The organism is Pseudomonas sp. UBA7530 (genome assembly GCF_002479365.1).
In the GTDB taxonomy this organism is placed as follows: domain Bacteria; phylum Pseudomonadota; class Gammaproteobacteria; order Pseudomonadales; family Pseudomonadaceae; genus Aquipseudomonas.
This window is the reverse complement of the sequence record NZ_DLMS01000011.1, coordinates 455,848-476,664: the sequence shown is the minus strand read 5'-3', so window position 1 is coordinate 476,664 and position 20,817 is coordinate 455,848. Positions and strand designations below refer to the sequence as shown.

Genomic DNA, 20,817 nt, shown 5'->3' with positions numbered 1-20,817 from the left:
TCGGGCGGCTCGGTTGCAAGGAAATGCCTCTGGAGGGGGATCGCCGCAGCATACGATGATCGACTGCGTCGGGCCGCCGGAGGCGGGGGAAATTCTGGCTCGCTACGACCCGGATCAGAACGCTAGGCGCGTCGCGAGCGATGGCCGGGCTAGGCGGCGCAAACGGGAAAAGCGGAGTTGGCTGTAGCCAATGAGCATTTTCCCGTTTGCGCCAACGACGTCCGGCCGAGTGCAGCAGCGACTAGATGCCGCCCAGGCACATGTACTTGATCTCGAGGTAGTCCTCGATCCCGTACTTGGAGCCTTCGCGGCCCAGGCCGGAAGCCTTCACGCCGCCGAACGGCGCGACTTCATTGGAGATCAGGCCGGTGTTGATGCCCACCATGCCGTACTCCAGCGCCTCGGCCACGCGGAATACGCGGCCCAGGTCGCGGGCATAGAAGTAGGAAGCCAGGCCGAACTCGGTATCGTTGGCCATGGCGATCACCTCGGCCTCGTCCTTGAAGCGGAACAGCGGCGCCAGCGGGCCGAAGGTCTCTTCCTTGGCCACGGCAGCGGTTTTCGGCACGTCCACCAGAATGGTCGGCTCGAAGAAGGTGCCGCCGAGCGCGTGGGGCTTGCCGCCCAGAACGATCTTGGCGCCCTTGGCCAACGCGTCCTCAATGTGCTCCTGCACCTTGGCCACGGCCTTCTCGTCGATCAGCGGGCCGGTGGTGGTGCCGTCTTCCAGACCGTTGCCAATTTTCAGCTTGGCCACTGCCGCCTTGAGCTTTTCGGCGAAGGCATCATAGACGCCGTCCTGGACGTAGATGCGGTTGGCGCAGACGCAGGTCTGGCCGTTGTTGCGGTACTTGGAGATCAGTGCGCCGTCCACAGCAGCGTCCAGGTCAGCGTCGTCGAAGACGATGAACGGCGCGTTACCGCCCAACTCCAGCGACACCTTCTTGATGTCCTGGGCGCATTCGGCCATCAACTGGCGACCGATCTCGGTCGAGCCGGTGAAGGACAGCTTGCGCACGATCGGGTTGCTGGTCAGCTCGCCGCCCACTTCGCCGGCGCTGCCGGTGACCACGCTCAGCACACCTTTCGGGATGCCCGCACGCTCGGCCAGCTCGACCAGGGCCAGGGCGGAGAACGGGGTCTGCGAAGCCGGTTTGATCACCATGGTGCAACCGGCGGCCAGTGCCGGGCCGGCTTTGCGGGTGATCATCGCGGCGGGGAAATTCCACGGGGTGATGGCCGCGGTGACGCCGATCGGCTGCTTGATCACGATCAGGCGCTTGTCCGGCTGGTGACCGGGGATCACGTCACCGTAGACGCGCTTGGCTTCTTCGGCGAACCACTCGATAAAGGAGGCGGCATAGGCGATCTCGCCCTTGGCTTCGGCCAGCGGCTTGCCCTGTTCCAGAGTCATCAGGCGACCAAGGTCATCCTGGTTCTCCATCAGCAACTCGAACCAGCGGCGCAGCTTGTTCGCACGCTCCTTGGCGGTCAGCGCACGCCAGGCCGGCAGCGCCTTCTCGGCGGCTTCGATAGCGCGGCGGGTTTCGGCGCGGCCCATCTTCGGTACATGGCCGATGATTTCACCGGTGGCCGGGTTGTTCACGGCAATGGTCTGACCGCTGTCGGCGTCCAGCCACTGGCCATCAATATAGGCCTGCAGGCGCAACAGCTGGGTGTCTTTCAGTTGCATGGCAGTCTCCTTCAGTTCCGGCGCCCGAGCGCCGGGGTAAAGTCGTTGGAGTCACGGACAGAGCCCACAAGGCTGGAAAGGCGGGCCTTGCGAAGCCTGGGTAATGGATTCAGAGCCGTTGAACGTGCGGGGGTTCAGAATGACCGAACGCACCGTTTGAAATCTCAAACGAATCCTAGGAGCGGCAACGTTAAAGGGCAATAGTCGAAAGGGCAAAATTGACGAAAGAAGCGTTAAAAACTGGCGAGACTCGGCTGCGAAGGATCAAAAAGTGTAAAGCTCGTTCGAAATAACGCACGATCATGCAGAATGGACGCTAACCGCCGACATGGGTATGATTGCGCCCCGCAACGCATCCGTAGCTCAGCTGGATAGAGTACTGCCCTCCGAAGGCAATACTCGTCGAGTTGAGATGGGTGTCAGCTAATGGTCAAATAGACCGCCGCAACAATTACGCACCAGTAGCTCAGCTGGATAGAGTACCGCCCTCCGAAGGCGGGGGTCGTGGGTTCGAATCCCGCCTGGTGCGCCATATCTGTATGATTTAAAAGCCTTTTCCTAAGGCTCTGCCGATCCAGATCCCGAATTGGCTAATCTCTCAAAATTGATCTCCATGCGGATACTCAGATTGTGGTGAGTACTGCCCGCAGCGCTCCTTTCCGACTCATTTTCGGGCTGTGCCAATTCTGTGCCTAAATCGTGCCTCAAAGTCTGGCCCCCTATTTTGCGAGCGGGGATTTTGAGTACTAGCCATAAAGAGCTGCAGCCACAACGCTCTGTTCTGTTAAGCAAGGTCATGGTTCGGCCATTTGCCCGAGAACTGCTGGCCGGCTTTAGCCGTCCCTGCTGATGCGCTGAGCGCCGCCGACCACCCTCAGGCAGTGCCGGCAGCGAAAAACACATGATCACTCGTGGAGATATGCCCAGCGCCCCAGCAGGGTTTTCGATTCGACCTGATCGTAATTCTGCTTTGGTAAATAAACGAGTTGATCCCAGTTCAAACCACTACCTGCTTTGAACAGCAGTGCCCATTGATTGCCATAGAAACCTTTGAGAGCCGCCTCGCCCGTTACTATCTCAAGTGGCGGCAGCCTGCCTGGGATCGCCTCGATAAAATCTGGTACCAGTTGCTCCAAGCGCTGAGGGGGCTCTCCGGTAGCCTCAATGTAATGCTCTATCGCAGTGACCAATACAGCAGCACGCTCACCCGCCCGTTCATAGCCTTCCATTCTCATTGCTGTTCCCGCCTGCAAACCGGCAAGGCCGCCCAGAAGCACACCCAGCATGATGGCCGGGAAATACTCCCGCCACTTTCGGCTGACCAGCATTACCAACAGCGCAACAAGCACATGGATGGCGGAATAAACCACCACAAAAAAAACAACAACCTCCAAGCTGGTCCGCCCCCACGGCGCATAACCCAGCAAAGGCAGCGCCCCCATGATCAGGCTTGGGGCGGCCGCAAGGGATGCTGCCTTGAAAAAGCCGGACTGCAGAATTTTCTTTCGCAATTATTCGTCAACTCTCAAGAGAGCCAGAGAAAGACCAACGAGTAGACGCCTACAGCGGTTGAATGGATACGGCCTTCCAACCCCAGCTTTCACGCTTCTTGTTGTAGACCTGTACCGCCGTACCAGAAACCTGCTGACCGTCTTCGATCGCGCAGCGCTCCACCAGCGACGGCGGAATAAAGATTTCGCTCGGGGTAAAGCCCATGCCGTTGGAGATGCGAACCGGCTCGGTGAAGTCCTTGCGCAACAAATCGCCCGGTATTTTTTCACTCGCCTTCGCGGCAATCACCCGGTACTGGGGCCCCCACTTCGAAACGTAGCGAACCAGCTGCACTTCGATGGCATCGCCCTCGGCAAACCCACACGGCAATGCCGACATCGGGATCTCGCCATTAATCTCCCGGCTAACGATGTAGCGAATGACCTGTTTGTCCTCATTCACCTGGTTCACAACCCCTAAAAGCTCGGGCGCGACATCCCACGCAGTAGCGCCAGCCCGGCGCTCCAGCACAAACAGGTTGAAGCGCTGATTCTCATCAAACTCGCCCTTGACCCTGACGGCATCCCCGGTCGCCAGACTCATCCGTGCGACCTTTGACTCAGGAATCGCTACCTCCGTGGGGATGGCGTCCGTTTTCAGGAAAATCTTGCGCCTGGGCTTGGGTTTTGGCTTGTCCTCTTTGCCCGGCACGACGAACATCTCGCCCAGGCAAGCATCAATCCAGGGCAAGTCATTGAACAGCAGCGCCTCAGCCACTTTTGCATGAAGCCTGTAGTAGTCACGGTTGGACGCCTTGGCCTGCACCCCGGCAAACCAATCCTGCGCGGCAATGCTGGCAACAGCCTCTGGGATCTTATAACCCTCCTGCTCCTTGGCTCGAATAATGGCTTCGACTTCGTGCTTGGCTGCTGCATAGTCGTTGGCCTCCAGCATGCGCTCGGCGACTTCCAGGCGAATTTTCCCAGTGAACTTGTCTTCTGCCGGACAGGTCAGCGCCTTGCAGTAACAGCCCAACGCAGCGTCCGGATCCTTCTGCGAGACAATGTCACCCAGCAGTCCCCAGGCCCAGTAGTCGTTTGACTTGGCCTTGGTCACTGCAATCCCGAAAGCCAACGCCTCGTCATGCCGGCCCAGCGCGAGCAGCAGCTTGGCCTTGTTCAGCTTGAGAAATACATTGTCCGAAAAGCGCCCCATAGCACCATCAATGAAGGGCAGCATGTACGCCTGCCCGTCCGCATCATCGGCAGCAGCCGCTTCCTTGCCAGCCTGCTGGATGACTTTCTCAGCTAGTGACGGAAACTCCCTGCCATCCTCGGCGCGATAGCGCTCATAGTCTTCCTCGCGCAGATGCTGAAGATTCCAATGGCGGGAAAAGGCCAGCATTTTCAGCTTGTCCTGCCCGGCCAGCTTGGCGGCTAACTGCAGTATGCGAGAGTGGAGCGAAGAGGGCTTTTCGATCGCCAGCTTGAGGTAGTCACTTAAATTACGCTTGGCCTCACCAACGTTGAAGTCCTCCCCGGCCATCAGTGCCTTGGTGTGCTGGTAAAGCTCCCAGCCGAAACTGGTCTGGATATCCTGATCGGCAGCGCCGTTCATCCATACCTTGCGGTAGATTGCAGCCGCTTGCGCGTGCTGCCCGCTCTTGCTGAGTGCCTTGGCCTCGCTGATCTGCTGACCAAAGGGATTGCACATCGAGAGCGTATGGCGAACGCCTTTACTCAGCACATCGTCAGCAGGATCGACAACAATGCTCTCCAGCTGACTGCGATAGTGCGGCAGGCTCCCCAACTGCCCATCCTTGACGTCACGCTTGATCAGGTCGATCAAGCACCAGGCAAATGCCTTGCGGTCCCATTCATCGGCCTGCGGCGCAGCCATCAACTCAAGCGCCATCTTGTAGGCTTCGTCGATCGCCCCTTCCCTGCGCTTGGCAAAAACCTCCTTGTTGCTAATCATGCCTGCATACCTGCCGTAAGAAGCTGCCCCACTTCAGCGGGCAAGGGGCCCGGGGAGCACGCTGCGACCACGGGCTGGCATTTCGTGAACTGGTCTTTGCCGTTGTACCAGATGTCATAAACGGCCACAGCACCATCGCGGGTAAAGCTGTAGCGCTGGCACCACAGCTGCTCAACCACCTTGTGAAGCGTGATACCACTGCCCGCACACAGGTTCAGCACCTTGGCGTGAAACTCATTGAGGAACGGCTTGGCGAAATGAACATCGGCAACCCCTGCCGTCCCCCCATCCGCAAGCGGCAAGCCCTTGAGCGCGGCCAGCACAGCACTCAGTTCGCCGCTCAACTCGGAAAGATAAGGAGCCGCTACACCGGTAACTTTGCTCTTGCCGTTATAGGCAATGTCTATACGGGAAGACTCCCCATCACGGCTGAAGAGATAAACCTCCTGGTACTGGTGATGGAGAACGTCATCGATACTGATCCCCCGCCCGGCAATTAACCGACGTACCTCGGCCAGCAACGCGAGCAGCACTGTTGCACTGGCGGGGATGCCGAATGTTTCGTCCTGCGGCGCAGGGGCAACCGCTGCAAATGCTGGCGCTGCAACGCTGGGAGCCGGAGCCGGAGCCGGAGCCGGAGCCGCGGACATGCTGGGCGCCGCGCCAAGCATCTCCAGCGCCGGATTGGCCACCATCTGAATACCACTCCACGGCTGGTGGTTCGGCGGATCGAGCAGATAAAGGTGGTGCGCCGTGCGCGTAATCGCCGTGTAGAGCCAGCGGAAGTAGTCAGCCGTGAGCTGGCTTTGATGGCTTTTGCATTTCACAAACACATGGTTCCATTCACTGCCCTGCGCCTTGTGGCAGGTGATGGCGTAACCGAACTTGAGCCTCAAGGCATTGAAATACGGATCCGCCATCAGGGCGTCCTTGAAGGCCTTAGTCCGCCTTGGCAAGTGCTTGTGGCGCATGCAGAAGTCGAGGTAGAGCGCCTTGCTCTCATCTGACGAGAGCGTTGGCTCCTTGCTGTAAAGCAGATCCTCGATGATCTTGGCCGGGAAGAAATGCGCTGTGCCATCAAGGTCACGGAAGCCTACCAGCACGTCCCTGAAGCGCAGTGGCACAACAATTTCCTCGACCACTGCAGTTTCGGGATTTCTCCGCCTCAGCTTGACGCTGTGCTCTTCAACCTCTCCGAGCACCTCACGAATCAGGCCGAAATCACCGTTCGAGATAAAGAATCCGTGCGCATTACTATTGGCGACAGCCATCACCTTGTCTCCCGGCATCACCTGCGCGCAGCCGGGGAAGAAGTGTTCACGAATTAGCCGGTTGTAATCGCACACGTCAGCGTTGGAGTGAGCAATGACGATGGACTCGCCGTTGATCTTGCCGCCACAGGAGTCAAGATAACGCTGCAACAGCGCCTGATATTCGACCTTCTCAACGTCCGGATAGGAGAGGTCCATGGTCAGGCGGTTGAACACCTTGCTCTGCAGTGACTGTCGCAGGGGCTGAGCATTGGCCAGAATGCCGCTCTGCGCTTTCTGCCGCACCACCTCAGACAGTTCGTATTCGCTGCAACGGACGCGATGATGACGCAACAGATACTCCGCATCCAGCGCCGGCGAAAAGCTCATGCCCACGGGAGGCAACTGCGCATCGTCACCGATAAAGATGACCTTCTTGCGGTGATCGTTATGGTCCAGATTGACGAACTCGAACAGGTCGGCAAGTAGATAGCCAGACCCGAAGCGGAAGAACTCCGCCTCCTGGTAGATATCCGCCACCATGGACGCCTCATCCACGATGTACACCGTATCCACAGAAAGCGTGTTCACCGCCAGCTTGGCGTAGATCTTGAAGGTCTCGGTACCCTCGGTGTCTGCATCGCGGTACTCTTCCATATCGTCAAACGCATAGAGAGTTTTGTGCAGGGTGTAAGCCGGCGACTGGGTTTTGCTGGCGATCACCTTCGCGGCCTTTCCGGTTGGCGCAGCCAGTACATAGTTGCGGCCAATCGCCCGGAAATATTCGGTCAGCCCCTTGGTGATAAAGGTTTTACCGGTACCGGCGTAGCCCTTGAGTAGGAAGACATTCTGCGTATTGCTGGCGAGGAAATGCTCGAGCTGATTGATCAGCTCCGTCTGGCCGCTGGTCAGCGTATAACCGGCAAAGGCATCGTGAATGCTGAGATGCCGGCGCGTGTTCGCGGCGCTGAAATCGATGCTACCCAAGGCATGAGCCGAGGCGTACTTGAAATCATCCAGCCTGGCCTGATCAGGTGTTGGAGCTATTGACGCAGCTACAGCCTGAGAGTCTTTCTCTGCAGCTTCCAGGCGGCTCAACTCGTCTTTCGCTAAGGCCAACTGCTCGGCAGGGTCTTCTGCAGGGCCGCCCTGCTCCGAGGCTTCTACAGGAGCCGTGAATGGCGGATAGGTGTCGGCAGACTCACCGCTGTAGGTCTTGAAGAGCCACTGGCCGATCAAATACGCATCCCCAATCAGGGCAATCGAGACGCTGGCGTCGATTAAACTGCCATGGGCGGCTTTATTGCCGATCATCCGCAGGGCGTGCAGCTTCTGCAGCACGATGTCGCCAACTACCTCCTGAAAGGCCGGATATTTGAGCTTCTCGAAGAACCCATCGGACGGTTCACTGGGCAGGCTCAAATCTCTGTAGAGAACGCCAACCAGAACCTCTGCAAAGCAGCGGAGTTTTATGACAGCAGTGTGCGGGTCGGCAAACACATAGCGCTCAGCAAGCGAGGCGTGCATATACAGCTCGGGCCAGCGAGACTTCAGCGGGGCAAAATTATCAGAAACCATTCATTATCCTTACGCGACCAGGCGGCCCCCTTACGAACCATCAATTCCTTTACTAGCAGAGTGCCTTATAGCGCCCTTTAGCAGACTGACGAAAGTCAAATGGCTACTCAATCACTGGCCGTCATTTGCCCTTTCAACGGCGAATGCTCGAGGCCAAGCCTGTTTTGATAGGCAAACACTCTGCTCTGCTTTAGTGTCTATGCGGCCCCGTGGAAAATTGAGCCTACACAAATGTCATTTGTGCGAAACGCATCTAGAGCATGCATGCGTGTGATGTTTCGCTTACTGGTCGATAGGTCGCTGCAGCCCAGGCCTACGGAAGGAAACCTGCACATTCTTATCCCTCGTTGGGATGCCAAGCTGGGCGACTCTATCGTTTCATCCTTCTTCTTTCGAGAGGCTCGCAAACTCAATGCCCGCGTGACCGTTCTGACGGTCGTTGAGCTTGCCCAGATGCACGCGCAGGACTTTGGCGTGGATCAAGTCGTGATTACGAACGCCAATCCTGGAGTACTCGAACTTCGCCGCCTAGCGCAGCAGCTTGGACAGGTCGATGTTGTGGTGCATCTGGTAGGGAGAATCCAGCCTGCGGAGATCCTGTTTTTGCGATTGCTGCACCCGGCCCGCGTGTACTCCCTCGATGACCGTTTGCGCTGTGTCAATCGCAAGTTCGGTGAAGCAACTGCCGGTCTCGACATGGCCGAGCGCTACCGATGCGTGCTTATTGACTTGGGTGCACGCATGGTCGATAGGAAGTACATCGTTCCCCTTCCTGACACGATGCCGAGCGCCACCTCAGCCCGGGAAATCCTATTCAACCCCTACGCCAGCCGCACAGATAAAAGCTTGGCCTTCGACCGATCCGTGAGCGTGCTGAACGCCATCGCCGACACTTATCCAACTCGGTCTATCGGAATCCTATACAGCCCCGTGACACGAGCAGATGCGCTGCGCATGGAAGTCGCGGTGGCTAGACGAAACGTGCGCGTCGTCCATGGACTGGCATCCCCTAAGGATGCCGCCGGGCACATACGCTGCGCACAGGTCGTGGTCAGTGTCGACACGGCAATCGTTCACATGGCGGTCGGCCTAGAAACAAAGCTGGTGGCAATCTACCCAGCCATGGCTGGACAAGCTAACCCGTGGCTGCCCCCACCTTCTCCTTTAACTCGGGTCGTCTATAGCCTGCAACACACTGATCAGGTTCGGCGCACCGGCAAGAGGGACATGAATGCGTTCTCAATAGAGGCTCTGTTGGAAAACCTTCATCAATTGTTGGTCACTACACCCGAAACTGAGCAGCTCCATTCGATCAGAGCGCGGTTAGTACCTGGTCTGGGCGTCGCACAGGGAACCCTCGCCCGTCAGTTACCCCTGATCAGCAAGGACTTCCCCGAGGTCGCTGACTGTCACCCTGGGACCATAAACTTGGAGCTCGAATGTCCTCTCGAAGTGACGCAGCCCGATCATCGCACTGCTCCGCTCGCCTGGACTCCGAGCGGACGGACGACTGAAGTATTCGACCTGGTACGCGTTGAGCTCGAGTTCGGCCCACCACCAACGCGCGTGCCCGCATGGTTGTACATTGCCCACGCATCCCCTCACCGTGGCACACCGACCGTCCATGAGGTGATAACTCAGCAGTTAAACCTTAGTGAGGTCAGTGAGTGCCAAATTCATCTGCGCGCAAGCGCAGTAACACTGACACTCACACATCAAAAAACGGTGCCCATCAGCCGCTCGCTCTCTCCTATCCAATAGCCACGATCAGCCTCGATGTGCAGGAACAAATTGGCCAGCAAGGTACCGCCAGAGAGAAACTCTTCAACAGATTCTATACGCGTGGCCGTACGCCGGAAGTAGGTGTTGTAGAGTTTGAGCATGGCAGTATCTCTCACTAGAAAGTCTACAACGCTGACATCCCGACGACGCATCACCTCACAGCTTGCGAAGTTGTACTTTGGACGGTAGCCGGGGTCGACGATATCTCCGGCTATAGGCACTACTTCGTCACCAGATTGATCCACGATGTCCTTGATACGCCCAGGATTACCCCAAGCATGGGCGCCTGCCTCAAGCCCAGTAGCCAATGCGCGGGCAAGAAGTGGGTTTCCTGGTTGGGACGCAAAAATACATTCGTCATACCAATGCAGCTTATGACTGAGGCCTGCCGGAAACAGTAAGCTAGTTGGGTCGCACAATAACAATGTGTCTGCATCCACCCACGCACCTCCATATTGATGGACGAAGGCCATGCGAATGAAGTCGCTCCTGGCAACTATGGCCTCGATCCCCTCCGCTAGAGTAAATGGCAACGGTTCAAAGGCCCAAGGTTTATCAAGGATTCGAGGGGCGATCAGGTCCTGGACCGTCCGCGGTGTAAGCAATTGAAAGCGCTCACCCAGGGCTCTACGCATCGAGACCAATGCCAGCGCGACATAGGCTGGCATGACCTGCCCAGGGGCATTTTCCCAATAGCTCACATATCGAACGGAACTATGAAGGCAGCTGTTCACGGGTGAATCGCCATGCCATTGGTACTTAGCAACCCGACATTCGTCAGGTACTCCCTCAACAACGCCATTGAAGGAGCGCATTGTGGCTGACCTAGAAACTCGTTACCCAAGGCCGACTTGTAGAGGCGCAGCCAGGTCAGCGCAGGCACCTTCGGCAGGAAGGTGGCGAGCGACTCTCGGTTTCCCTCCCCGAACAACAGGCGCAGGGTGCGCAGGATTGGTTGGTAGTCCCGCGCAGACAACAGCTCCGCAACGGTATCGTCCAGCCGTTGCTCAATCACCACACTATTCAGCCGATCCTCAACCGAGGCGTCGCCCAGCGCCACCCGGGGGTCGATCGCCACGGGATATATTGCGCGGAACGACTTTGCACCGTTACGCATGGATTCATAAAGCAGTTTGTCGGCAGTAGATCCGGTAACCAACACATCGTCGCCGAAGATCACATGCACACCGCTCCAACGATAGAAATTTTCAGCCGGAATGACATGATCCTGGACCAGATTGACGCGCTCCCGCTCCTCGGTGCTGAGGCTGGCGTAGTCCTCGCAGGGCGGCGCAATCCTGGGCAGCTTGACGTTGATGATGGTCGGCAACGCCATATGCGCCAATTTGACGTTGACCTCCTCGACCACGATCTCATAGAGCACGTTCGCCGTGGACGGCACGTTGCGCCAACCAGTGGTCATCATCACCACGTTGTCACCACAGACCTTGGCGTTCTGGAACAGGTATGACCATTGCGAGTCTGGCCTATCCAGCTCGCCACTGAGGTAGTCGATCAGTTGTCTTGCGAGATACCGGATGTCATGCACACCGCCGTATTTTGCACGGCTGTAGATCCCAGCCAGCGCTGTGGCATCGCTGCCCGAGGCCATGTCGCGGAACAACCCCGACTCGGCAGGTGTAAGGCAGTGCAGGGCAGTACCGCCAAAAATCGAAACATACTCGGTCATGCTGATCAGGTCACGTGCAAACAGGTCGGCTGCGAAAGCGCGGAAACCAGTTTTCACATCATCAGCACAGGGCTGAGCGGAAGCCTGACGAAACATCGCCAACTGGACATCAGCCGGGCTATTAAGTACCTCGGACCATAGCGGAGAATTTCCGGGGGAAATCATGTTCAAGGCCCTTCAAGTCCTGCTGTCAAAGTTGCCAGTGTGCCCGGTAACGTCAGGCTGTCGAGAGCGACATCGATTCGACGGCGCTTCTCGTAGTAACTAATGCTCTTCAGCCCCAGGGGCCTCAGGGTCTCAAGCAGTTCAGCAATGCCCGCACCAGCGTCACTCGGGTCATGGGCATCAGACCCAACCGTGAAGGGCACTTCGTGTGCGATGAGCTGCGCCACCAATTCCCGAGACGGATAAGACCAACGGCCCTGAACCTCTCTCCCCGTTGCCGGGTCCAGGCTCGACTTTCGAAGACCTGAGGCATTGAGCTCGAATGCGACACCGCTTCTGGCGAGCGGCGTCATTAACGGTTCGAAACGGCGTAGGAAAATGTCTTCCGGCACGCCACGCAGCAAAGTGTCGGCGTGCCCTACAGCATCGAACAATCCACTGTCTAAGAGGTCCTCGAGATTGGCGAAGTAGCGATCCAGGAACGCCTGCCCAGCAAGACGCGGCAGCTCCCATACCTTCACCATGGTTTCTCCCGGAACTTCTACGTAATGAATCGAGCCGATTACGAAGTCCATCGGATAACGAGTAAGCAGCTCGCGATTGAAGGCGTCGGTGCCTGGCATGTAGTCGAGCTCCAGGCCACACAGGATGGTGATCTGCCCCTGATAAATCTCCCGCGCCCGCGCGATGTCAGCGAAATAGCGATCAAGTTCGGACGCGAGCAGACGATTGTCCATATCCACGGGGAACGGCGCGTGGTCGGTAATAGTTAAGACACTCACTCCAGCAGCGATCGAGGCGCGAACTAACTCGTCGACGCTGCCGATCGCATGCTTTGAATAAGAGGTGTGGCTATGTGAATCGATCATGCAACCTCCCATTGTTCGAGCAGCCCGGCATGACCTGCCAGTTCCTTCACCAGCCAGTAAGGGTTGTTTGTCTTGGCAATGATTGAACGCAACAGGTCAGTGGTCTCCAGCCGAGCCAGTAACTCTGTTAAGGGTTGCGTATAGAGCGCTCGGGGTAGAGGTGTCTCCCGCACGTGGGCAACTAGCTGTGTCCAATCGACCCGGTCAAAGTGAATGTTGCCGAGGCGCTGATTCTCGATGCCATACAGGTATACGTCACCGCTAGGCTTTACCGTGACATCCAAACCGTTGGCCTGCGGTGGTTTGTTCAGGCTGCCGAAGGTGAAGGGCTTGTTGACCTTGGACTCGATCGCCTCGATGTAGCCCAGCATATCCAGATAACCGGGAGCGGTTCCCGGAGCTGGGTGAACGAGGTTCTTGTAGTCGATACCGAAGCAATCGCCGCCCGCGACCAGTACATCTTCCAGCACGCTCCGCGGCTCGATGGCTGCATCAAGCCCCCAAGAGGCCAGTTCGGACTTTAGGTACTCGCGAGTGAAATCGCGGTCGGTATCGATTGAGCGGAACGAGAAACTCAGCCCAGACGGTCGCCGGCGCCGCTGGTAGTCCAGGCTGAACCCATGAGCCCGCCATTTGACCTTCTCAATATGGTGGCTGTCGGCACTGAGGCGGATGTTGCAGGTATCGCCATTGCCCAAGACAATTCGGTTGGTCGTGTCGTAGAAATCCGCCATCTTGTCATGTGGATAGAATCCACGGTCGCGGTAGGGATGGCAGTTACCTGCCACCCCCCGCACAGATCCGTACGTGCGGAACTACCGCATACGGCTCCTGCCTCAGGTTCGTGACGCGAAGCGTTCCTCCGGATAGGGATGTGCAGTTCTGGGCTTCGGTATGTAGATGTCTGCGAGACGACCAAAGCGTGACCACTGGAGTCGGTTACGCTGGCTGCGCCGCTTGAGAGCTTGCCGCCATAGGCGGCAGACAGCTGCCCGAAAACCGTCAAGGCGGAGCAGGTTGCCCGGCACCGCGTGGTAGTTGAAATAGCCGCCAACCACCCGTTTGAGCCATTGCCCTTGAGCCTGGATGGGCTCATGACGTCGGCGCTTCAGCTCATCCCGAATAGCCAGCAGCGTCGCACGCATTCGCTTCTTGACCGTCAGTCGCAGTATTTGAAAACCACCGCTTCTGTTGGTACTGCAACAGTGCGTAAAGCCTAGGAAGTCAAACGTCTCCGGTTTACCTAACCCTCGCTTCCTACGATTTCTCGCAGCAAAACGACCAAACTCAATCAGCCGTGTCTTCGAGGCGTTGAGGGATAAACCGAACTTGGCCAAACGCTCCTGCAACTGCACCAGAAACTGCTGAGCCTGCAATTGCGTCCTGAAACCCACCACGCTGTCGTCCGCGTATCGCACAACAATCACATCGCCACGGGCATGCCGCTGGCGCCACTGCCTTGCCCACAGATCCAGCACGTAGTGAAGATAGATGTTCGCCAACAGTGGCGATATTACTGCGCCTTGGGGAGTCCCCTTGGTCGCAGCCACCCTACGGCCATCCTCCATCACACCCGCTTGGAGCCATTTGCAGATAAGCCCGAGCAGGCGCCGGTCTGCAATCCGGTGTCCCAGAAACATGAGCATCCATTCATGGTCGATCTCATCAAAGAACGACGCGATATCCGCATCCAATATCCAGTTCACCTTCTGGCCCTTCAGCGCGACCGTCAACGCATCCAGCGCATCATGCTGGCTGCGCCCAGGCCGAAACCCGTACGAGAATCCCAAAAAAGTCCTCTTCATAGATCGCATTCAGAACAGTAACGACTGCCTGCTGTACGATTTTGTCCTCCAGAGAGGCAATGCCCAGTGGGCGCTGCCTGCCATCGGCTTTGGGAATGTAGACCCGCCGCGATGGTTTTGCCCGATAAGCTCCGCTGTGGAGCTTTGCGTGCAAATCGGTTACCCGCTGGAGAAGACCTTCCTCATATTCTCGCCACGACATACCGTCCACACCCACCGCTGCATCGCGGCGCAGAGCATAAAAGCTCTGCGCCAATAACTGCGGTGTGATGTGGTGCAGCAATGCCGTGAACTGCGTACCCTTGTTCCTTCGGGCTGCTTCACGTACACCTTCAAGTCCCATCGACGCGCAACTGGTCCGGCTCTGTGTCCGGGACGCGGGAGGCTTGTTGGTGTTTCCCTTGGCTACGCCCCTTTCCTCCACTATCTCCGCTAGGCTAGACCCTTTGTTCGATGGCTTCTCAGGTACTACGGACGTATCCGACTTCTCAGCGCCGTTGACAGCAGGGTTACGGCTTTTGGCCTTTCCTGCTCCGCCCGGTGCTTGCGCACCGGGCACCGCTGAGATCTCCCAGTTTCTGTGCGAAGGACTTCCCGACGTGCACAGGGTCTCCGACCGCGCGGGATCAGTGCATGACTGGCGTATAACGCCATGCTCCGTATTGCCTTCTGCTTCGCTTAACAGCATCGGCATCCCGAATTTCTGATTTCGCGGCTCAATGGCTGGCCCATCGGTTTCCCCTGTCAACGCTTCACCCTGTACCTCGCGGTGCAGCGTGCATGACTCGGGGTCTGGTTGATTCGCCATTTCTTACCAGTATCGAACTTTCATCGACTATCCTCCGCCAGCTTTAACTGGCGCACTAAGCGTCCGCCGAACTCACCTTGCGTGATTCAGGCAGGCGCCCACTGATGCGGCAGCAGTTGGCCGACCTCACTCGCCCGTTGCGTCGGCAGGCGTGTCAGCACGTCCTTGAGATAGGCATACGGATCATGCCCGTTCATGCGGGCCGACTGGATAAGGCTCATGATCGCCGCCGCGCGTTTGCCGCTGCGTAGCGACCCGGCAAACAACCAGTTCGAGCGCCCCAGGGCCCATGGACGAATCTGGTTGTCGGGTAGTCAGACGCGGTTGCCCGCGTCCAACCCCCTAAGAACCGTGCATGCGAGTTTCCCAGCACACGGCTCAAGCCTCCGCTAAGGCACCTCTAGGCACCCGGTTGTACGTCATCGGCATAGGCAAATTGCACATCCCTCGGGCAGCGCAGGTGGTATATCTCAAGATTAGCCGCCGCGTCCGTTCCGCCATGACCTAGCTTCACAATATGGCGACTATGCCACGGTGTGTCTTTGGTAACCGGCTTGAAGCAGACGCAGCACCGACCGCCCTGTTGCACCCAAATCCGGTACAGCTTGGCTCGACCTTTCGCGGAAGTGAGCATCCTCTTGCCCCAGCGGGACTCGAAGTATTCATCCCAAGCGGGGTCGTGTGGGTTGGCAGCGGCCTTGATCTTGATATGTCGCACAATTGGCGTGTCCGAGGCGTCCAATAACGTGTACTGACGCTTCCGACCATCGGCGGATTTTTCAGCACATGAGAACACCCATCGACGCCCCCCTTGTACTTTGAAATACCGATCCTTCACCCATCGGCGTGTCTTGCGAGGGTGGCGACGTACCGCCCATCGCCAGAGCATTTCCCACACTGCACTGTCCACCTGGTTGAAGACCTTCTTGGCGACGACATGACTGTGATAGTTCGCCCAGCCCCGTAGAACCGGGTTGAGCAAACCTATCAGATTGGTCTGCCGTATCGTTTTGTTGGCCTTGATCAACTCTCGTAGCTTGGCAAGGTGAGCGCTGATATTCGCCTTGGAAGGCTTGATCAAGAGCTTGCCGTTGTACTTGCGCACGTTCCAGCCGAGAAAGTCGAACCCGTTCCCTATGTGCGTGATTTTGGTCTTATCCTTGGAAAGCGTGAGACCACGCTTTGCCAAGAACTCGACCACGGCAGGACGAACTTCATTTTCCAGCCACTCCTTCGAGTACCCGGTGATGATGAAGTCGTCCGCATACCGCACTGCTTGCAGTTTCTTGCCTGTCCATTTGGCGGTAGGAAACCTCTTCGCCAGCATCGCTTCTAGCCCGTCCAACGTCATGTTGGACAGTACCGGAGAGATGATGCCTCCCTGCGGCGTTCCTGCGTTACTAGGGAACAGCTGGCCGTTGTGGATGTATCCGGCGTTGAGCCACTTCTGCAAGATCGCCTTATCCATGGGGATGTTGGCGATCAACCAATCATGGCTGATATTGTCGAAACAGCCTTGAATGTCACCCTCTAGAATCCACTCCGCATTTGCTTTTCGTGACAGCACACCAAAGCACTGTGCTGCCGCATCCGCGGTCGAGCGTTCCGGCCTGAACCCATACGAGTTTGGGTCGGCGGTGGTTTCCGCAATGGGCTCCAAAGCCAGCAGATGGAGTGCCTGCATGGCCCTGCATTTCATGGCGGGTATTCCGAGAGGTCTCGTCTTGCCGTTTTTCTTCGGGATAAGAACTCGCCGAAGCGGAAGCGGCGAGTAGCCTCGCCGCTTCAACGACTCTATCGCACCGATCTTGGCCCTAGGCGTATTCCAAGTAACCTTGTCCACACCTGGGGTATTTTTGCCTTTGTTTTCAGACACCCGTTTCACGGCCAATGCCTTACCGCTGAACGAGTGAGTCAGCAGCCATTGCAGGGCTTTCACCTTGTTATGTCTGCCGTCTTGTACAGCCTTCACAATACGCGCTTGCAGCCCTCTGACACGACGTTGTACGGCAATCCAATCGATGGCTTCCCACGACGTGCCGGAAGGTGCACACGCCAATGCTGCTGCGTTCATTTGCTCTCCTTCCGTTGAAAGGGTTCTACCTACTCTCGTGTGAAGAGAGACCATGAGGACGTCTGCCCGCTTTCGCGTGAAGTGATGTTTCAACTCCTATCCAGCCCATTACAGGATGGCGTTCGCTTTTTCCTCGTTCCTTCGCCCGCACCGCCATGGGCAGTTTTTACAAACGGCTTTCCCTGGCGGGAGCGATACGGGATTTCCACGTTCCGCTTATTGAAGTGCGTCGGGTTAGGTGCCTGCTATCGACCGGGAGGCATGTGGGTCACGAATGCGTAGTCGAAAGACGCGATTCCCACCTCCGTTACCTTTTGGTTCGAGCGTATAAGCCATTTCCGCTCGTTCAACTTAACGATCGTTGCGCAGATTCACATGTGTTCACCATACCAACTATCTAGCCCTTGTCCGGCCATGGCTGCCAGAAGGGTACGCCTCTCACGATTGGTACCCCGCACCTTGCGATGCCTCGTTCCATTGTCGAAGGCGCTCTTGATTCAGCCTTCTAGATTCACCCGGTGACACGGGTGGTTCCCACCAAGGGGAACAACTTCATTAAGCGACTTCGTGTCGCACCTCGACCTGGTTATTGTCGATGGGCACAGCACCATCCTCGACATAGCGAGTCAGTGCCTGCCAGCGTTTAAGGCTGTAATCCAAGGCTTTCGCCGTGGCCGATCCGTTGGGCACAAGATCACGCTGGGCCAGCATCCAGTCATGCAGTGTATCGAGGATCGGTGAAGCCTTTTCCTGTCGTATTCGCCAGCGTTCTTCATCGCTCATGTCCCGTGCTTGCCGTTCGATTTCGTACAGGCTGCCCATCGCGTGCAGTGCTTGTTCGGCCAACTGGCTTTTGTTTGCAGCGTGCAGATCGAAGAACTTGCGGCGGGCGTGGGCCATGCAGCCGATTTCGGTAATGCCTTGCTCGAAGCTGGCCTTGTAGCCAGCGAAGTCGTCGCAGACCAGCTTGCCATTCCACTGACCAAGAAAATTGCGCGCATGCTCGCCGGCACGGCTGGGACTGAAGTCATACACCACGGCCTTCAGATCGGCGAAGGGTGTGGTGCTGTAGGCCCAGACGTAAGCCCGATGGGTTTTCTTCTCGCCTGGGGTGAGCATTTGCACCGGGGTTTCGTCAGCGTGGATCACGCGTTGGCCCAGCACGGCTTCGCGCAGGGCATCGACTAGCGGCTGGAGCTGCACGCCGGTTTGTCCGACCTGCGGATTCCACGCTGACTCGGACACCCATTCCACGCACATCCGGACAGTGATTCCACGCTGATCCGGACACTCATTCCACGAGCATCTGGACACCGATTCCACGGCCATCCGGACACTTTCCAGGCAGGCAGCTACGCAGGATTTATTCACTACCATCGACCTCTTTTTCGAAGCAGAGAGGTCGTCGTGGAGCGTTTGTCCATGCGTAAAATCCGTGAGGTGTTGCGCCTCAAGTTCGATTGCGGGCTGTCTGTCCGTAAGATCTCCCGCAGTCTGGGCATAGGCCACAGCAGTGCCGGTGATTACCTCTGTCGCTTTGCCGCCAGCGGTCTAGCCTGGCCCTGCTCGTTGTCCGATTCCGAACTGGAACAGCAACTGTTCCCACTGGCCCCTGCGGTGCCCAGTGAGCAGCGGCCACTGCCTGATTGGTCTTGGGTGCACGCCGAGCTGCGTCGCCCCGGCGTGACCCTGGCGCTGCTCTGGCAGGAGTATCGCCTGAGCCAGCCGCAGGGTTTTCAGTACAGCTGGTTCTGCGAGCACTACCGGGCCTGGCAAGGCAAGCTGGACGTGGTGATGCGCCAGGAACATCGCGTCGGCGAGAAGTTGTTCGTCGACTACGCCGGGCAGACGGTGCCGGTGATCGACCGGCACAGCGGCGAGATCCGCCAGGCGCAGGTGTTCGTCGCGGTGCTCGGCGCCTCCAGCTACACCTTCGCCGAAGCCACCTGGTCGCAGCAGTTACCTGACTGGCTGGGCTCCCATGCCCGCTGCTTCGCCTTCCTCGGTGGCGTGCCGGAGATCGTGGTGCCGGACAACCTGCGCAGCGCGGTGAGCAAGGCCCATCGTTACGAGCCGGACATCAACCCGAGCTACCGCGATCTGGCCGAGCACTATGGCGTGGCGGTGGTGCCGGCGCGGGCGCGTAAGCCGCGCGACAAGGCTAAGGCCGAGGTCGGCGTGCAGGTGGTCGAGCGCTGGATCCTCGCCGCGCTGAGGAACCGCCAGCTCTTCTCCTTGGACGAACTCAACAGCGCCATCGCCTTATTGCTGGAGCGCCTCAACCGACGACCGTTTCGCAAGCTGCCGGGCTCCCGGCACTCGGCCTTCGAAGCCCTGGATCGTCCGGTGCTGCGGCCGCTGCCGGAGCAGCCCTACGTCTATGCCGAGTGGAAGAAGGCGCGGGTGCACATCGACTACCACGTCGAGGTTGATGGGCACTACTACTCGGTGCCGTACCAACTGGTGAAGAAACAACTGGAAGTACGCCTGACAGCGCGCACGGTGGAGTGCTTCCACGCCAATCAGCGGGTGGCCAGCCACCTTCGCTCACCGCACAAGGGCCGGCACAGCACACAGGCCGAGCACATGCCCAAGAGCCATCGCGAGCACGCCGAGTGGACGCCACAACGGCTGATCCGCTGGGCTGAGCAGACCGGGCCGAACACGGCCGGCGTGATCAGCCACATCCTCGAACGGCGCATCCACCCAACCCAAGGCTACCGGGCCTGCCTGGGCATCCTGCGCCTGGGCAAGACCCATGGCGAAGTGCGCTTGGAGTTGGCCTGCCGTCGCGCCCTCAGCCTCGGTGCGTGCAGCTACAAGAGCCTCGAATCGATCCTGCGCCAGGGTTTGGAAAGCCTGCCGTTGGCTCAAGCCAACCTGCCCCTGCTGCCGGACGACCACGCCAATCTGCGCGGCCCCGGCTACTACCACTGAATACAAGGAATCCCACCATGCTGCCCCATCCGACCCTGGACAAGCTCCAGACCCTGCGCCTGACCGGCATGCTCAAGGCACTCGCCGAGCAACTGAAAACCCCGGACATCGACAGCTTGAGCTTCGTGGAACGCCTCGGCCTGCTGGTCGACCGCGAACTGACCGAACGCGACGACAAGCGCCTCAGCAGCCGCCTGCGTCAGGCCCGGCTCAAGCACAACGCCTGCCTCGAAGACATCGACTACCGCAGCCCGCGCGGACTCGACAAGGCGCTGCTCCTCCAGCTGAGCAGCGGTCAGTGGTTACGCGACGGACTCAACCTGATCATCAACGGGCCCACCGGCGTGGGTAAAACCTGGCTGGCCTGCGCCCTGGCCCACCAGGCCTGCCGAGAGGGTTACAGCGTGCGTTACCTGCGCTTGCCGCGCCTGTTGGAAGAGTTGGGCCTAGCCCATGGCGACGGGCGCTTCGCCAAGCTGATGAGCGGCTATGCCAAGACCGACCTGCTGATCCTTGATGACTGGGGCCTGGCCCCGTTCACCGCCGAACAGCGCCGCGACATGCTGGAGCTACTGGACGACCGCTACGGCCAGCGCTCGACCCTCGTGACCAGCCAAATGCCCGTGGACAACTGGCACGAACTGATCGGCGATCCAACCCTGGCCGATGCCATCCTCGACCGCCTGGTGCACAACGCT

Annotated in this window: 10 protein-coding genes, 1 tRNA gene and 5 pseudogenes; 4 read left to right on the top strand and 12 right to left on the bottom strand. The window is 58.3% G+C overall.

The features are described 5' to 3' along the window. Positions 1 to 241: 241 nt before the first annotated feature. The gene (gene gabD, locus B2U07_RS16150) at positions 242 to 1,693 is read right to left on the bottom strand and encodes an NADP-dependent succinate-semialdehyde dehydrogenase (RefSeq protein WP_296277361.1); all 1,452 of its coding nucleotides are present in this window, start codon (positions 1,691 to 1,693) and stop codon (positions 242 to 244) included. A gap of 455 nt (positions 1,694 to 2,148) precedes the next feature. On the opposite strand from gabD, the gene B2U07_RS16145 reads away from it, so the two are divergent. Continuing rightward, positions 2,149 to 2,225: transfer RNA gene (locus B2U07_RS16145), tRNA-Arg, on the top strand. Between the two features lie 373 nt (positions 2,226 to 2,598). Here the strand turns inward: B2U07_RS16145 and B2U07_RS16140 are convergent. The 3 genes from B2U07_RS16140 to B2U07_RS16130 are packed head-to-tail and all read right to left on the bottom strand — an operon-like array spanning position 2,599 to position 7,989. Then, complete coding sequence (locus B2U07_RS16140; RefSeq protein ID WP_033867698.1) at positions 2,599 to 3,204, bottom strand: hypothetical protein; 606 nt, start codon at positions 3,202 to 3,204, stop codon at positions 2,599 to 2,601. Positions 3,205 to 3,253: 49 nt separating this feature from the next. Next, positions 3,254 to 5,161, bottom strand: a complete 1,908-nt coding sequence (locus tag B2U07_RS16135) for a DUF7017 domain-containing protein (RefSeq protein WP_296277360.1) — start codon at positions 5,159 to 5,161, stop codon at positions 3,254 to 3,256. Next, positions 5,158 to 7,989 (bottom strand): ATP-dependent DNA helicase, encoded by a 2,832-nt coding sequence (locus B2U07_RS16130; RefSeq protein ID WP_296277359.1) that lies wholly within the window; start codon positions 7,987 to 7,989, stop codon positions 5,158 to 5,160. The genes B2U07_RS16135 and B2U07_RS16130 overlap by 4 nt, the downstream gene beginning before the upstream one ends. Positions 7,990 to 8,262: 273 nt before the next feature. Here B2U07_RS16130 and B2U07_RS16125 point away from each other — a divergent pair, with 273 nt between their 5' ends. Next, on the top strand, positions 8,263 to 9,750 hold the full coding sequence (locus tag B2U07_RS16125; protein WP_419096361.1) for a glycosyltransferase family 9 protein: 1,488 nt from the start codon (positions 8,263 to 8,265) through the stop codon (positions 9,748 to 9,750). Here B2U07_RS16125 and B2U07_RS16120 read toward each other — a convergent pair. The 8 genes and pseudogenes from B2U07_RS16120 to tnpC all read right to left on the bottom strand — a co-directional run. Further along, a complete protein-coding gene (locus B2U07_RS16120; protein WP_296277357.1) occupies positions 9,705 to 10,439 on the bottom strand; it encodes a hypothetical protein in 735 nt (244 codons plus the stop codon). The two genes, B2U07_RS16125 and B2U07_RS16120, sit on opposite strands and share 46 nt — an antisense overlap. A 62-nt stretch (positions 10,440 to 10,501) precedes the next feature. Further along, the gene (locus B2U07_RS16115) at positions 10,502 to 11,626 is read right to left on the bottom strand and encodes a hypothetical protein (protein WP_079380346.1); all 1,125 of its coding nucleotides are present in this window, start codon (positions 11,624 to 11,626) and stop codon (positions 10,502 to 10,504) included. Between the two features lie 2 nt (positions 11,627 to 11,628). Beyond that, complete coding sequence (locus B2U07_RS16110) at positions 11,629 to 12,495, bottom strand: histidinol-phosphatase (RefSeq protein ID WP_296277356.1); 867 nt, start codon at positions 12,493 to 12,495, stop codon at positions 11,629 to 11,631. Beyond that, a pseudogene (locus B2U07_RS16105) lies at positions 12,492 to 13,253 on the bottom strand (radical SAM protein); the annotation flags it as partial. The gene B2U07_RS16110 and the pseudogene B2U07_RS16105, both read right to left, overlap by 4 nt. Positions 13,254 to 13,272: 19 nt before the next feature. Beyond that, a pseudogene (gene ltrA / locus B2U07_RS16100) lies at positions 13,273 to 14,643 on the bottom strand (group II intron reverse transcriptase/maturase). 551 nt (positions 14,644 to 15,194) lie between these two features. After that, positions 15,195 to 15,416 (bottom strand): annotated as a pseudogene (locus B2U07_RS16095) (transposase domain-containing protein); the annotation flags it as partial. A 92-nt stretch (positions 15,417 to 15,508) separates the two neighbouring features. Further along, positions 15,509 to 17,182, bottom strand: coding sequence for a group II intron reverse transcriptase/maturase (gene ltrA, locus B2U07_RS16090; protein WP_296277355.1), 1,674 nt, complete (start codon positions 17,180 to 17,182; stop codon positions 15,509 to 15,511). Between the two features lie 576 nt (positions 17,183 to 17,758). Continuing rightward, a pseudogene (tnpC, locus tag B2U07_RS16085) lies at positions 17,759 to 18,415 on the bottom strand (IS66 family transposase); the annotation flags it as partial. 189 nt (positions 18,416 to 18,604) lie between these two features. Between tnpC and istA the strand changes: the two are divergent. After that, positions 18,605 to 20,119 (top strand): IS21 family transposase, encoded by a 1,515-nt coding sequence (gene istA / locus B2U07_RS16080; RefSeq protein ID WP_296277354.1) that lies wholly within the window; start codon positions 18,605 to 18,607, stop codon positions 20,117 to 20,119. Between the two features lie 17 nt (positions 20,120 to 20,136). Next, a pseudogene (gene istB, locus B2U07_RS16075) lies at positions 20,137 to 20,817 on the top strand (IS21-like element ISPpu23 family helper ATPase IstB); the annotation flags it as partial.

Excerpts from the sequence above, each read along its gene's own strand:
- gabD (WP_296277361.1), bottom strand. The coding sequence starts at position 1,693 with ATGCAACTGAAAGACACCCAGCTGTTGCGCCTGCAGGCCTATATTGAT.
- B2U07_RS16135 (WP_296277360.1), bottom strand. The coding sequence starts at position 5,161 with ATGATTAGCAACAAGGAGGTTTTTGCCAAGCGCAGGGAAGGGGCGATC.
- B2U07_RS16130 (WP_296277359.1), bottom strand. The coding sequence starts at position 7,989 with ATGGTTTCTGATAATTTTGCCCCGCTGAAGTCTCGCTGGCCCGAGCTG.
- B2U07_RS16125 (WP_419096361.1), top strand. The coding sequence starts at position 8,263 with ATGTTTCGCTTACTGGTCGATAGGTCGCTGCAGCCCAGGCCTACGGAA.
- B2U07_RS16120 (WP_296277357.1), bottom strand. The coding sequence starts at position 10,439 with ATGCCAGCCTATGTCGCGCTGGCATTGGTCTCGATGCGTAGAGCCCTG.
- B2U07_RS16115 (WP_079380346.1), bottom strand. The coding sequence starts at position 11,626 with ATGATTTCCCCCGGAAATTCTCCGCTATGGTCCGAGGTACTTAATAGC.
- B2U07_RS16110 (WP_296277356.1), bottom strand. The coding sequence starts at position 12,495 with ATGATCGATTCACATAGCCACACCTCTTATTCAAAGCATGCGATCGGC.
- ltrA (WP_296277355.1), bottom strand. The coding sequence starts at position 17,182 with ATGAACGCAGCAGCATTGGCGTGTGCACCTTCCGGCACGTCGTGGGAA.
- istA (WP_296277354.1), top strand. The coding sequence starts at position 18,605 with ATGCGTAAAATCCGTGAGGTGTTGCGCCTCAAGTTCGATTGCGGGCTG.